At 75.1% G+C, this 12,679-nt stretch carries 15 protein-coding genes; 7 read left to right on the top strand and 8 right to left on the bottom strand.

Annotated elements, in window-relative coordinates; translation table 11 throughout:
• The 4 genes from M0638_RS24230 to M0638_RS24215 form a co-directional block, all read right to left on the bottom strand.
• Positions 1 to 846, bottom strand: an 846-nt coding sequence (locus tag M0638_RS24230; RefSeq protein ID WP_248669533.1) for an outer membrane protein, incomplete at its 3' end; no start/stop codon positions are given.
• A gap of 180 nt (positions 847 to 1,026) precedes the next feature.
• Entirely contained in the window at positions 1,027 to 2,139 is a 1,113-nt protein-coding gene (locus M0638_RS24225) for a 5-(carboxyamino)imidazole ribonucleotide synthase (protein WP_408903669.1), read from the bottom strand.
• 116 nt (positions 2,140 to 2,255) lie between these two features.
• Positions 2,256 to 2,723: a 5-(carboxyamino)imidazole ribonucleotide mutase gene (gene purE, locus M0638_RS24220; RefSeq protein ID WP_248669535.1), complete on the bottom strand. Its 468-nt coding sequence runs from the start codon at positions 2,721 to 2,723 to the stop codon at positions 2,256 to 2,258.
• Positions 2,724 to 3,087: 364 nt separating this feature from the next.
• The gene (locus M0638_RS24215; RefSeq protein WP_248669532.1) at positions 3,088 to 3,288 is read right to left on the bottom strand and encodes a YdcH family protein; all 201 of its coding nucleotides are present in this window, start codon (positions 3,286 to 3,288) and stop codon (positions 3,088 to 3,090) included.
• A 189-nt stretch (positions 3,289 to 3,477) separates the two neighbouring features.
• Here M0638_RS24215 and M0638_RS24210 point away from each other — a divergent pair, with 189 nt between their 5' ends.
• Positions 3,478 to 3,657: a YdcH family protein gene (locus M0638_RS24210; protein ID WP_248669531.1), complete on the top strand. Its 180-nt coding sequence runs from the start codon at positions 3,478 to 3,480 to the stop codon at positions 3,655 to 3,657.
• A gap of 173 nt (positions 3,658 to 3,830) precedes the next feature.
• Here the strand turns inward: M0638_RS24210 and M0638_RS24205 are convergent, their stop codons facing one another.
• Positions 3,831 to 4,400 (bottom strand): DUF1013 domain-containing protein, encoded by a 570-nt coding sequence (locus M0638_RS24205; protein WP_248669530.1) that lies wholly within the window; start codon positions 4,398 to 4,400, stop codon positions 3,831 to 3,833.
• Positions 4,401 to 4,613: 213 nt separating this feature from the next.
• Between M0638_RS24205 and M0638_RS24200 the strand changes: the two genes are divergently transcribed.
• A complete protein-coding gene (locus M0638_RS24200) occupies positions 4,614 to 4,814 on the top strand; it encodes a DUF1192 domain-containing protein (RefSeq protein WP_248669529.1) in 201 nt (66 codons plus the stop codon).
• Between the two features lie 435 nt (positions 4,815 to 5,249).
• Here the strand turns inward: M0638_RS24200 and M0638_RS24195 are convergent, their stop codons facing one another.
• Together M0638_RS24195 and rpmE are read right to left on the bottom strand one after the other, a co-directional pair.
• Complete coding sequence (locus M0638_RS24195; RefSeq protein WP_248669528.1) at positions 5,250 to 5,765, bottom strand: Hsp20 family protein; 516 nt, start codon at positions 5,763 to 5,765, stop codon at positions 5,250 to 5,252.
• A gap of 400 nt (positions 5,766 to 6,165) precedes the next feature.
• Positions 6,166 to 6,396, bottom strand: a complete 231-nt coding sequence (gene rpmE / locus M0638_RS24190; RefSeq protein WP_248669527.1) for a 50S ribosomal protein L31 — start codon at positions 6,394 to 6,396, stop codon at positions 6,166 to 6,168.
• A gap of 338 nt (positions 6,397 to 6,734) precedes the next feature.
• Between rpmE and M0638_RS24185 the strand changes: the two genes are divergently transcribed.
• The 3 genes from M0638_RS24185 (at position 6,735) to M0638_RS24175 (ending at position 9,089) form a co-directional block, all read left to right on the top strand.
• Positions 6,735 to 7,073 carry a hypothetical protein gene (locus M0638_RS24185; RefSeq protein ID WP_248669526.1) on the top strand — a complete coding sequence of 113 codons (339 nt, stop codon included), beginning with the start codon at positions 6,735 to 6,737 and terminating at the stop codon, positions 7,071 to 7,073.
• Between the two features lie 585 nt (positions 7,074 to 7,658).
• A complete protein-coding gene (pdxY, locus tag M0638_RS24180) occupies positions 7,659 to 8,519 on the top strand; it encodes a pyridoxal kinase PdxY (RefSeq protein WP_248669525.1) in 861 nt (286 codons plus the stop codon).
• Positions 8,520 to 8,603: 84 nt separating this feature from the next.
• Positions 8,604 to 9,089, top strand: coding sequence for a helix-turn-helix domain-containing protein (locus M0638_RS24175; protein WP_248669524.1), 486 nt, complete (start codon positions 8,604 to 8,606; stop codon positions 9,087 to 9,089).
• A gap of 156 nt (positions 9,090 to 9,245) precedes the next feature.
• Here M0638_RS24175 and M0638_RS24170 read toward each other — a convergent pair whose 3' ends face one another.
• On the bottom strand, positions 9,246 to 9,533 hold the full coding sequence (locus M0638_RS24170) for a TM2 domain-containing protein (protein WP_248669523.1): 288 nt from the start codon (positions 9,531 to 9,533) through the stop codon (positions 9,246 to 9,248).
• Positions 9,534 to 9,713: 180 nt separating this feature from the next.
• Here M0638_RS24170 and M0638_RS24165 point away from each other — a divergent pair, with 180 nt between their 5' ends.
• Both M0638_RS24165 and M0638_RS24160 read left to right on the top strand, forming a co-directional pair.
• The gene (locus M0638_RS24165; protein WP_248669522.1) at positions 9,714 to 10,604 is read left to right on the top strand and encodes a DMT family transporter; all 891 of its coding nucleotides are present in this window, start codon (positions 9,714 to 9,716) and stop codon (positions 10,602 to 10,604) included.
• Positions 10,601 to 12,628: a DNA/RNA helicase domain-containing protein gene (locus M0638_RS24160; protein ID WP_248669521.1), complete on the top strand. Its 2,028-nt coding sequence runs from the start codon at positions 10,601 to 10,603 to the stop codon at positions 12,626 to 12,628. Before M0638_RS24165 ends, M0638_RS24160 begins: the two co-directional genes overlap by 4 nt.
• Positions 12,629 to 12,679: the final 51 nt, after the last annotated feature.

The following is a 12,679-nucleotide window of genomic DNA, read 5'->3' as shown; positions in this document are numbered from 1 at the left end:
GAACACCAGGTAGGTGCGCGCCGGGGCGGGCGCCACCGCGACCGGCGGCGGCGGCGGCGGCGGCGGGGCCACGCCGAAGTTGTACCGAACACCCAGCATGATGCTGTGGTTCATGTTCTCGACGCTCAGGCGACCCTGGCCGCTGTTGCCCGGGATGGCGGCGCCGCTGACCGTGCGGACGTTGCCGTCGATGCGGGCGTTGAGCGAGGCGAGGTAGCGGTACTCGGCCGTGATGGCCAGGCCCGGCACCGCCGGGATCGGCAGGGCGAGACCGCCGATCGCCTGGTAGGCGAACTGGCTGTCGGTGTCGTCGCTGCGGAAGCGCACGCCGTTCGCCGTCGGGTTCGAGGTCGGGCCAGGGTAGCCCGGCAGGAAGCCGCCGACGTTCTTGTTCTCGGTCCAGACGTAGCCGACGCCGGCGCCGATGTAGGGCACCACCGGCCAGTTCGGGATGTTGAAGTCGTACAGGACGTTGGCCATCACGCCGTAGGAGCGGCCATAGCCCGAGTGCGGGATCAGGGCGCCGTTGCGGGTGGTGACCTTGTCGACGTCGTTCTGGCGGAAGTTGCCCTCGACCTCGGCGCGCAGACCGTTGCCGAAGCCCCAGCCGAGGCTGAGCGCGCCGGCGAAGCCCCAGTTGAACTCCTGGTTCAGCGAGGTGCCGAAGGTCGGGCGGCGCGAACCCAGCGAAACCTGGCTGCCGGGGCCGCTGTAGCCGCTGTTGCTGTCCTCGCGGTAGTTCGCGCCGACGCCCGCACCGACGTACAGGCCGGTCACGGGCTGCGCCTGCGCCGTCAGCGGCAGCGACAGGATCGTCGCGGCCAGAAGCGCCTTCCTCAGGCTCATTTCAAATCTCCTCGGTCCCACTCGAACGGCCTGGCGTCGCATAGGGCAACCTGATCCGGGGCCCGCGATTCCAGCGCAACGTGCGCAGAACCTAGCATCGCTCCGTTCTCCTGCCAGCACGGATGGGAGCGTTTCCGACACGCTGTGGCGGCACTGCCACAGCGGGCCATGGCAAAACGGTCACAGCCCCGAGAGCGACGCCGCGTCGTCCTGCCGCGCCAGCGCGCCGAGCGGCAGCAGGCGGGTGGCATGGCCGAGCTTGCGCCCCGGCCGCGCCTCGGCCTTGCCGTAGAGATGCAGCGCGACGTCCGGCCGCGCCGCGAGCGCCGGCCAGCGCGCCCAGCCCTCGGGGCCGACGAGGTTGCGCATCACCGCGTCGCCGTGCCGCCCCGTCCCGGCCAGCGGCAGCCCGGCCACGGCGCGGACATGCTGCTCGAACTGGCTGGCGAGGCACGCATCGAGGGTCCAGTGGCCGGAATTGTGCGGCCGCGGCGCGATCTCGTTGCCGAGCAGCGTGCCGTCGGGCAGCACGAACATCTCGAGCGCCAGCACGCCGACGAGGCCGAGCGCCTCGGCCACCCGCGCCGCGTGCGACTGCGCCGCCGCCCGCACCGGCTCGGGCAGGCGCGCCGGGGCGAAGCTGAGGTCGAGGATGTGGTCGCGGTGCCGGTTCTCGGTGGCGTCGTAGACGGCGACGGCGCCGTCCGCGCCGCGCGCGGCGATGGCCGAGACCTCGGCCGCGAAGGGCACGAAGGCCTCCAGCACCAGCGGGCGCGGGGCGAGGCGGGCGAAGGCCGCGGCCGCGTCCTCCGGCCGGCGCAGCACCGCCTGGCCGCGCCCGTCATAGCCGAGCCGCGTGGTCTTGAGCACCGCCGGCAGGCCCAGCCCGGCCACCGCCGCCTCCAGGGCCGCGAGGCTGTCCACCTCGCGCCAGGGGGCGACGGGGACGCCGGCCGCCTCCAGGAAGCGCTTCTCCGCCACCCGGTCCTGGCAGACCTCCAGCACCCGCACGCCGGGGCGGCAGGGGACCAGCGGCGCCAGCACGGCCAGCGTCGCGGCGGGAACGTTCTCGAACTCGAAGGTGACCACGTCGACCGCCGCCGCGAAGCGCGCCAGCGCCCCGGCATCCTCGTAGGCGGCGACGGTGCTGGCGGCCGCGACCAGCATGCCGGGCTGGTCCGGCGCCGTGCCGTACACATGGCAGCGATAACCGAGGCGCGCGGCCGCCAGCGCCGACATGCGCCCGAGCTGGCCGCCGCCCAGGATGCCGATGGTGCCGCCGGGCGCGAGCACCGCCCCGGCGGCGGCGCCCTCGGCGGCGCGGAAGGCGTCGCCGTTCACGGCGCGGAGAGAATCACCGTTCACGGCGCGGAGGGAATCACCGTTCACGGCGCGAGGGGAATCACCGCTCACGGCGCGGCGTCCGCGACGGTTTCCGGCACGCCCTCGGTCTGGGCGGCGCGGAAGGCGTCGAGCCGGGCGGCCAGGGCGGGGTCGGAGAGGGCGAGGATGGCGGCGGCGAGCAGCCCCGCATTGGCCGCGCCCGCCTGCCCGATCGCCAGCGTGCCGACGGGCACCCCGGCCGGCATCTGCACGATGGAAAGCAGGCTGTCCACGCCGCGCAGCACCCGCGATTCCACCGGCACGCCGAGCACCGGCAGCGGCGTCATCGCCGCCGCCATGCCCGGCAGGTGGGCGGCGCCGCCGGCGCCGGCGACGATCACCTTCAGCCCCCGGCCGGCGGCGGCGGCGGCGTAGTCGTGCAGGCGCTGCGGCGTGCGGTGGGCCGAGACCACCCGCGCCTCGTGCGGGATGCCGAGCCGCTCCAGCATCGCCACGGCGTGGCGCATCGTCTCCCAGTCCGAGCGGCTGCCCATGATGACCCCGACCAGCGGCGCGGGCGCTCCGGCGGCCGGGCCGGCCGTCGGGGCTGGGGAGGGATCGGCGTCCGGGTCGGCGATGGGCGCGGCGGTCATGCGCGGGCGGGCTCCGGCGGGCTGGTCGGGACGGGGAAATGGCCGGCGCGGCGATCGCCCGCCGCCCGCCCGCCCGACGCCTGTCCGAGGGACCGGCGGCGGCGGGGATGGCGAGGGACCTTCCGCCCCGGAAACGGCCCGGCGCGGCGCGCCGGGCGCCGCGGGCCGGCCCGCCGCCCCGAGGCGACGCACCGGCGCAGGGGGCCGACGCTTCCGGCGCGGCAGGGGCCCGCCGGACCGGCCGGCGGGCCTCCCGGGCAGGCTCTCAAGCGATGATATCGGGCAGGAGACGGCTCTCCATCCAGGAGATCTCGTCCTTGAGCTTCAGCTTGCGCTTCTTGAGACGCTGCATCTGCATCTGCTCCATCGCCGAGCCCTCCATCCGCGCGATCACGGTGTCGAGGTCGCGGTGCTCGCTCCGCAGCTCGTGCAGTCGGCGCAGCAGGGAATCGCGGTCATCGAGCATTTCGGTAACACGGCCGTCATGGGGGGTGCATTCGGGGCTGCGGCGCCATTAGCATGAGGAGGCGCCGGCGCAACAGACGCGGCCTTGGGAGGATGGGCTGGGGGCAGCCACGCTGGGGGCAGCCACGCCCGGTCGGTCCTTGCCACGCATCGCCGCCAACCGGCGCCGGCGAAGGAGGCGAACGAACGCATGAACCACCAGCCCAGGCTGCGCGCGCTCGAGGAGCGTCACATCGCGCTGGAAAGCCGGATCACCGAGGAGGTCACGCGACCGCTGCCCGACCCCGAGGCGCTGAGCCGCCTCAAGCGCGACAAGCTGCGCCTGCGCGAGGAGATCGAACGGCTTCGCCAGCCCGGCGTGGCGGCCTGACGGCTTGACCGGGTGGGGGGCGAACGGCCCCCTGCCCTTCGACCGGCCGGGCGGCGGATCGGGGCGGCGGAGCCTTCGGCCCCGGGCCGTGGCGCCGGCCAGCCGCCCACTCCGTGCCCGACGCCCACGCGCCGCGGAGCGCCCCGCTTCGGGAACCCCTTCCGCAGGCAGGGTCAGGCCGCGTCGTCCTCCTCCAGGGCGGGCGGCGGCATCGCGGCGTCCGGCCGGTCGCCGGCGGCGATGATCGCGGCGTTCAGGTCCGACTGGGTGCAGAGGCCGAGGATCACCGGGTCGCGCGGCTTGATGTTGGCGCTGTTCCAGTGGGTCCGGTCGCGCACCTTGGCGATCGTCTCCTTGGTGGTGCCGACCAGCTTGCCGACCACCGGGTCCGGCAGCTCCGGGTGGTGGCGCAGCAGCCAGGCGATGGCGTCCGGGCGGTCGTTGCGCTTGGAGACGGGGGTGTAGCGGGCGCCCTTGGAGCGCGGCTTCGGCTGCGGGATGCTGCTCTCGACCAGGGACAGGCGGGCGGCCGGATCGTTCTCCGCCTTCTCGACCTGCTCTCGGGTCAGCTGGCCGTTGGCGATCGGGTCGTAGCCGACGATGCCCTGCGCCACCTCCCCGTCTGCGATGGCCTGCACCTCGAGCGGATGCATGCCGACGAAATCGGCGATCTGCTCGAAGGTCAGGGCGGTCTTGTCGATCAGCCACACGGCGGTGGCCTTGGGCATCAGGGGCAACGTCATAGCGAAGGAACCTCGTTGCGGGCGGAACCCTCGGTTCCCGCCCAGTCGGGAGCGGCTTCTAGCACGCGGATGGCGCCAGGCCCGCCGACTTGTCACCACAGGGCGACTTTTATTTGGGTGTGGCGCGGCGCCGGGTGAAGCCTCGCCCCCCTGCCGCCGCGTCGCGCCACGCCATACCGTCCGCCGGCACTCAAGGGAAGGAGTCCGTTGCTCATGGAAGAGGAGACGCCGACGCGGCGCCGGTCAGGCCTGGTGCCGGCGGTGCTGGACGGCTGGGACGTGGCCGAGCTGCGCGACTACATCGCGGCGCTGCGCGGCGAGATCGACCGTGCCGAGGCCGCCATCGCGGCGCGCGAGCGGCACCGCGGCACGGCGGAAGCCCTGTTCCGCCGCCCCGCCGAGGAACCCGACTGACGGCCGGGACGGCGGCGGCCGCCCCTTGCATGGGGGGGCCTCCCCAAATCGCGCCTCAAATCGCGCCCCGGGCGATCGCCGACGGACCATGGCGGCGGCGCCACACCGACCCGGGGTCACCACAGGGACGGTTCGGGCAGTCCCGCCGCCCGCACAGGCCCGGTTCCCGTCGTCGGGGCGCGCCGCCCCTCAGGCCACGCGCCCCGCCCGGCCCGGCGCGGGCACCTGCCAGGCGTCGGGCGCATGCACCGCCCGGCCAGGACGGACCGCGCGGGACGGTCGGACGCCTGGAATGCGAGGCCGACGCGAAAGGGGCCGGCGGAACGTGCCGCCGGCCCCCGTCATTCCGGTTTCCCGTTCCGGCGTCCCGGGCGGCATCGCGATGCCGCCCGGGGCGAGGCCGCCCACCCCGGACGGGGCGGGGCGGCCACCGGATCAGGCCGCCTGCGGCGGCGCGACGGGCGCCTGGTCGTTGGCGCCGTCGGCGACGCCCCGGCCGGACTCCTGCCCGGTCAGCGCCGGGCGGTCGGCACGGGTGCCGATCTCGATCCGGCGGGGCTTCAGCGCCTCGGGAACCACACGACGCAGCGCCACCTGCAGCAGGCCGTTCTCCAGGCCGGCGCCCTCGACCACGATGTGGTCGGCGAGCACGAAGCGGCGCTCGAAGGCGCGGCCGGCGATGCCGCGATGCAGGAAGGCGCGGCTCTCGCCCTGCGCCGGCGCCTTGCCGGACACGGTCAGGGTGTTGTCGCGCGCGACGATCTCGATGTCGTCGGGGCCGAAGCCGGCGACGGCCAGGGTGAGGGAATAGGTGTCGTCACCCGTCTTCTCGATGTTGTAGGGCGGGAAGGACGGGGCGTCGGCGCTGGTGCGCGCCGTCTCCACCAGCCGGGCCAGACGGTCGAAGCCGATGGCGGTGCGGAACAGGGGGGCGAAGTCGAGCGAGCTCATTCGGAGAACCTCCTCGGGAAGCAAGGTCCGGTTGTGAATGACGGTTCGCGGATGCCTCGCCCCCGATCGGGCGGCGCGGCGTGGTCCGGACCGTGCCGGAAGCCCCGTTCGGGCGCCTCCGACGACCCGGAAATTAGCGACGCCGCCGCCCGGTTCAAGGGCGGCGGCGTCGCGTCGGGTGTAGAATCCGGGCGTGTCGGGCCGGGCCGTGCGGCCGGCCGCCGCCCGATCCCGGCGAGGTCGACGGGGATCGCCGGCCTGGTCACGTCCCCCTGGTCACGTCCCCCTAGGGCACGTCTCTCTGGTCACGTCTCCCGGCAGGCATCCCGCCGGAGGCGCCCCGCGGCCTGGACCACGCCCACGGAAGAAATCCCCCGCGGGCGTCCCCATGCCGGCAGGCTCAAGCCTTCTTGCGGGTGCCGATGCCGGCGAACTTCTTGTTGAACTTCGCCACCTGCCCGCCGGTGTCCATGATGCGCTGCACGCCGGTCCAGGCCGGGTGCGACTTCGGGTCGATGTCGAGGCGCAGCGTGTCGCCCGCCTTGCCCATGCAGGACCGGGTCTTGAAGGTGGTGCCATCGGTCATGATGATGGTCACCTCGTGGTAGTCGGGGTGGATGTCGGGCTTCATGGGGGCGTGCTCCTGGGGCGGCCGATGCCGACCGGCCGCGCGAAGGCGCGCGTATAGGGCGGTTCCCGCCCGGCGGGCAAGAGTGGGCCGGCGGGCAGGGTGGCGGTGCCCACGATCGGTTCCCGGCCCGGGTGCCGCCGGCCCCTGCCCTGGCCCCCGTCCCGCCACCGGCCTTGCCGGGCCTGGCCCGGGGGCGATGCCCGGCCGGGGCAGTACGTTTCCATGAAATAACGACCTCAGTATCGTACTGTGCTGTTCGCAACAGTCGCGCCGGCCGGCATCCCCCAGAGTGTCGTGGCCGCGGTCACCGATCGCGACCCCGGAGAAGGAGTGCCGTCATGCTTCGCCGTCTTCTGCTCGGAACCGCCCTGCTGCTCGCCGCCACCCAGGCGGGAAGCACCGACCCCCTCGGCCCGACGATGACGGGCGGTGGCGACGACCTCCAGATCGCCGGCCGCGATCCCGGCCACAACATCGTCGGCGGCGCCGTCATCCGCGCCGAGGGCGGCGGCGACGATGCCCACCACGTCCTGCTGGCGATGGGGAATGTCCAGGCGGCCGGGCCGGTCGCGACGGTGAGCGGCGGCGGCGAGAACCAGCAGATCGTCTACGGCCCGGCCCTTTCCCTGCCTTACCCCGTGGCGGCCGCTCCGGCCGGCCGCCGCCGGCCGGGCTGAGGCGCGGGCGCGCGGCGCCGGCCGGGGCGCGCCGCGCGCATCGCCGATTCCCTGCCTTTTCGAGCATCCTCGTCCGGTCAGGGGCGTCCACCCGCTCGGGCTCCGCTCCGGCGGCTGCCGGGGTGTCGCCGATCACCGCACGAGGCTGGCCCCCGACGCCTCGCATCGCCCCGACCCACGGGTCCGGCGCGGCAGCGCCTTCTTGATTAATAAGATATTATTCCTATATATTCGCCTCCACGGGCCCAGTCCCGCGCGAGGTCCCATGCTTCCGTCCTCCATCCCTGGCCGCGCCTCTCCACGCCCCGCCATGACAGGCCTCCGCCTGCCGCCCTCGCCGGGCCGGAACCGGCGCCACGCCACCCGTGCCCGCCACCGGCCGGAATCCGTCCGGAACCGCCACGCCCTGCGCTCTCCCCGGCACCCGCCGGGTCCGGCCGGCCTCGCCCCCATCGCGCATTCGTCCGGAACCGCCCCGCCCCGCGCCCGCCCCCGCGCCCGCCCCCGCGCCCACCCCTGGCGCCCGTCCGACCCGCCGGGCAAGCTTCCCGCCCCGGCTCCGGCCGGCAACCACGCGGGCCGCGCATGAACATTCTCTCGATCCAGTCCTCCGTCGCCTACGGCCATGTCGGCAACAGCAGCGCCGCCTTCCCGCTCCAGCGCCTCGGCGCCGAGGTATGGGCGGTCAACACGGTGCAGTTCTCCAACCACACCGGCTACGGCGCCTGGCGCGGCCAGGTGTTCGGCGCCGACCTCGTGCGCGACCTCGTGCACGGCATCGCCGAGCGCGGCGTGCTGCCCGGCTGCGACGCCGTGCTCTCCGGCTACATGGGCGACGCCGCGATCGGCGAGGCGATCCTCGACGCGGTGGCCGAGGTGCGCGTCGCCAACCCGAACGCCCTCTACTGCTGCGACCCGGTGATCGGCGATGTCGGGCGCGGCGTGTTCGTGCGCCCCGGCATCCCGGAATTCATGCGCGACCGCGCCGTGCCGGAAGCCGACCTCGCCACGCCCAACCAGTTCGAGCTGGAATGGCTGACCGGCCGCGCCGTGACCACGCTGGCCGAGGCGCGCGACGCCGTGGCGGCGTTGCAGTCCGGCATGCGCGCGGAGGGGCCGCGCTGCGTGCTGGTCACCAGCCTGCACACGGCGGAGACGCCGGCCGACTCCATCGAGCTGCTGGCCGCCGAGGGTGGCGGCTTCTGGCGCCTGCGCACGCCGCTGCTGCCGATCTCAGTGAACGGCGCCGGGGACGCGATCGCGGCGCTGTTCCTGTTCCACCGGCTGCGCACCGGCTCGGCGGCGGCGGCGATGGAGGCGGCGGGGTCCTCCATCCACGGGCTGCTGCGCCGGACCGCCGAGGCGGGCTCGCGCGAGATCCTCACCGTGGCGGCGCAGGAGGAATTCGTGGCCCCCGGCACGCGTTTCGCGGCCGAGCCGTGCTGAGCGCCACGCCCGCGGCCGGCCGGCCGCGGCTCCCGGCCCCCGCCCGTGCGGGGAGGGTGCCGCCCTCCCCCGGCGCCCAGCCCCATGCCCGATAGCCCGCCCTCCCCGCTCGCCGAGCGCGTCGCCGGCCGCCTGGAACGCCTCGACCTCGATCCCGAGACCGCGTCCCACCGCGCCGGACTGCCGCCGGACGCCATCGGCAAGGTCCTGAACGGCCAGGGCCAGCCGCCGCGCGGCGAGCGCCTGCGCAAGCTGGCCGAGGTGCTGGAGTGCTCCATCGCCTGGCTCGTCGGCCTCGACCCCGACGAGCCGCCACCGCCCGAGGTGCTGGAGGAGGACCAGGCCTCCTTCCGCCTGCTCGCCGGCGACCAGGAGGCGCTGCTGCGCGCCTATGCCCGGCTCGACGTCGCCTCCCGCGCCGCGTTGCTGCGCGTGGCCCTGAAGATGGCCGGCCCGGAACCGGAGCCCGAGCCGGCCCGGCCCGCCGCGCCGCCCCCCGCCACGGCGAAGCCGCGGCGCCGGCGCGCCGCACCCGCCCCGGCCCTGGACCTCGACCGGCCCGAAGGCTGAGGCCGGCCCGCCTAGAGCCGTTCCGGCCTGACTGTATCAGGCCGGAACGGCTCTAGCCTTTTGATTTTTCGCATTTTCCGAGCCGCTGAGCGAGGACGCTCAGCTTGAAAATGCTCTAGGTCCTGACTTGTGCCGGCCGGGACGCGGCCGCCGCCGTCAGGTCAGGGTGCCGATGAGCCTGAGGTTGTAGTCCCTGATCCATCCCGGGATCAGGAAGGCGTCGATCAGCGACCAGACGGCCGTCACCGCCAGCCCCACGACCGTGAGGCTCAGGAGCGCCATGAGGACCGCCGTGCCCGTCCTCCCGACGTAGAAGCGATGGCCCCCGAGGAAGCACAGGAAGAACCACAGGGCGAAGGCAACGCCGACGCTCTTCTTGGTGGCGTCGTACAGCATCATCCGCTGGACGTCCTGCGACCCTGCCTGGGCCGGCATCTGCGTCATCGTCGATTTCTCCCTGGCGGGATTGCAACCGCGGATTGATATAGCACGGCCGCGCGGGCGGGCGCCCCGGGGCGCGACTCCACCCGGCCGCCGCCAGCCTGCGGGCAGACGCTTGCCGGATCGCCAACACCCTCCTTCCCGGCACCGCCCCGCCGGCACCCGACCGACAAGCCCGCCACCATGCTCCTCGCCTATGCCCAGCTCGCCCTGTCCATGGCGCTCGTCGGCGCCAACGTCGCCGTCGCCAAGGTGCTGGCGGCGGCGCTGCCGGTGCCGCTGGTGGTGTGCCTGCGCTGCGCCCTCGCCAGCCTCGTCGTCCTGCTGCTGCTCCGCTGGCGCGCGGGCCGGATGCCGCCGGTGCCGGACCGGCGCAGCCTGCTGAACCTGCTGCTCCAGGCCGCCTTCGGCACCGTGCTCTACAACCTCGCCCTGCTGGCCGGCCTGCGGCTGACCACGGCGCTGGAGGGCGGGCTGGTGCTGGCCACCCTGCCCGCCGTGGTGGCGCTCGGCAGCGCCGTCCTGCTGGGCGAGCGGCTGCCCGGCCGGCAATGGGCGGCAACGGCGCTGGCCGCGGGCGGCATGGGGGCGCTGACGCTGGCGCGCGAATCCGGCGGCGGCGGCTCGCTGGCCGGCAACGCGCTGGTCTTCCTCGGCGTGTGCGGCGAGGCGGCCTACGTGCTGCTGGCCAAGCGCGTGGCGGGGCGGCTGCCGGCGCTGGCGGCCTCCTTCTGGATGCAGCTCTTCAGCACGGCACTGCTGCTGCCGCTGGCGCTGCCCGGGCTCGGCGCGCTGCCGGCGCTGGCCGAGCCGCGCCTCGCCGCGCTGCTGGTGTTCCACAGCCTGACCGCCAGCGTGCTCTGCCTGCTGCTCTGGTATGCCGGGCTGCGGCGCGTGCCGGCGGGCCTCGCCGGCGTGTTCACCGCCTGCATGCCGGCGACGGCGACCCTGGTCGCGGTGCTGTGGCTGGGAGAGCGGATGACGGCGACCCACGCCGCCGGCTTCGTGCTGATGGCGGCGAGCCTGCTGCTCGCCACCTGGCCCGCCGCCGCGCGGCGGGAGGGCGCGCGGTGAACGCCTGGCTGTCCCTGCCCGTCGCCAGCTTCCTCGCCACGCCGGCGGAAGGCATCGTGGCGAGGCTGGCCGATGCGCAGAGCCGCCGCTTCCGGGGCGGCGAGCCGGCGCAGTCCGGCGCCTGGGACATCCAGGTGGCGACGCTGCGCCGCGCCCTGGCGGAATTGCTGCCCGAGGCGGCCGGCTGGCACCTGCTGCTCGAATACGACCTGCTGCGCCTTGAGAAGCGCATCGACGCGGTGCTGCTGACCGACCGCGCCGTCTTCTCCCTCGAATTCAAGTGCCGCGCCCGCCGCTTCGAGCCGGCCGACCAGCGCCAGGCCGAGGACTACGCGCTCGACCTGCACGATTTCCACGCCGGCTGCCGCGCCTGGCCGGTGATTCCCGTGCTGGTCGCCACCGAGGCACCCACGCCCGACAACCCGGCCCCGCTGCTCCTGCCTGCCGTCGCCGAGGTGCAGCGCGCCAGCGCCGCCAGCCTGCCGGGCCTGCTGCGCGGCCTGCAAGCCGCGATCCCGGCGCCCGCCACCCCGCTCGACGCCGCCGCGTGGCTCGCCGCGCCCTACCGGCCGGTGCCCAACATCGTCGAGGCGGCGACGCTGCTCTACGCCCGCAACAGCGTGGCCGAGATCGCCGCGACGCGCGCCGACGCCGCCAATCTCGGCCGCACCACCGCGGCGATCCGCGACGCCATCGCCCGGGCCGCGGCGCGCGGCGAGCGCCGCGTGCTGTTCGTCACCGGCATCCCCGGCGCCGGCAAGACCCTGTGCGGGCTGAACGCCGCCTTCGGCGCGCTGCGCGGGGCCGGCGCCGCCTTCCTGACCGGCAACGCCCCGCTGGTCGCCGTGCTGCGCGAGGCGCTGGCGCGCAACGCGGCGGGCGAGGACCGCCATGCGCTGCGGCCGGCGCGGCAGCGCACCACGGCGGCGCTGCAGAACGTCCACCGCTTCCTGGAGCAGTATGTCGAGCGGCCCGGCGAGGCGCCGCACGAGCATGTCGTGGTGTTCGACGAGGCGCAGCGCGCCTGGGACGCCGACAAGGCCCGCCGCGACACGCAGAACCGCAGGTCGCGCCTCTCGGACTCCGAACCCGCGCACATGCTGGAGATCATGGGGCGGCACCCGGGCTGGGCCGTGGTGGTGGCGCTGGTCGGCAACGGGCAGGAGATCAACACGGGCGAGGCCGGGCTGGCGGAATGGGGCCGCGCCATCGCGGCATCCGGTGCCTGGCGCGCCCTCGCCTCGCCCGCCGTGATCGGCGCCGGCCCGCCGGCGCAGCGCCTCGCCGCCGCCCCGGCGCCCTGGCTCGACATCGAGCCGGCGCTGCATCTCGACGTGCCGATGCGCTCGGTGCGCAGCGCCACGGCGGCGCCCTGGGTGGACGCGGTGCTGGCCTCCGATACCGGCGCGGCGGGCCGGATCGCGGCGGCCGACCCGGACCTGCCCTTCCTCCTCACCCGCGACCTCGGCGCGATGCGCGGCGCGCTGCGCCGGCTGGCACGGGGCGAACGGCGGGCCGGCCTGGTTGCATCCTCCGGCGCGCGCCGGCTCCGGGCCGAGGGGCTGGGCGCCGAGATGCGCGGCGACGACGCCACCGTCGCCTGGTTCCTCGAACGCTGGCCGGACATACGCGCCTCGGACGCGCTGGAGGTGCCGGCGACCGAGTATGCCTGCCAGGGGCTGGAACTGGACCTCGTCGGGCTGTGCTGGGGCGGCGACCTCGTGCGCGCCGGGGAGGCCTGGGCCGCGCGCCGGCTGTCGGGCACGCGCTGGCAGCGAGAAGCCGCGGAGGGGCTGGAATTCGTGCGCAACACCTATCGCGTGCTGCTCACCCGCGCCCGCTACGAGACGGTGGTCTGGGTGCCGCCCGGCGACGACGACGACCCGACCCGGCCCCGCGCGCAGATGGACGCCATCGCCGCGCACCTGCTCGCCTGCGGCGCCCGGCCGCTGGCGGCGGAGGTGCCGGCACCGGGTCCGGCCCCCGACCCGCCCCCACGCCCCGCCCAGGCGCTGCTGCTCTGAACCGTGCCCGCCGTCACCCCGTGACCCGCCCCGCCCGTCCGGTCCAGCATC

Origin of the sequence: Roseomonas acroporae (assembly GCF_023223525.1) — a bacterium.
Taxonomy (GTDB): Bacteria; Pseudomonadota; Alphaproteobacteria; order Acetobacterales; family Acetobacteraceae; genus Roseomonas_E; species Roseomonas_E acroporae.
This window is presented reverse-complemented; position numbering and strand designations above follow the sequence as displayed.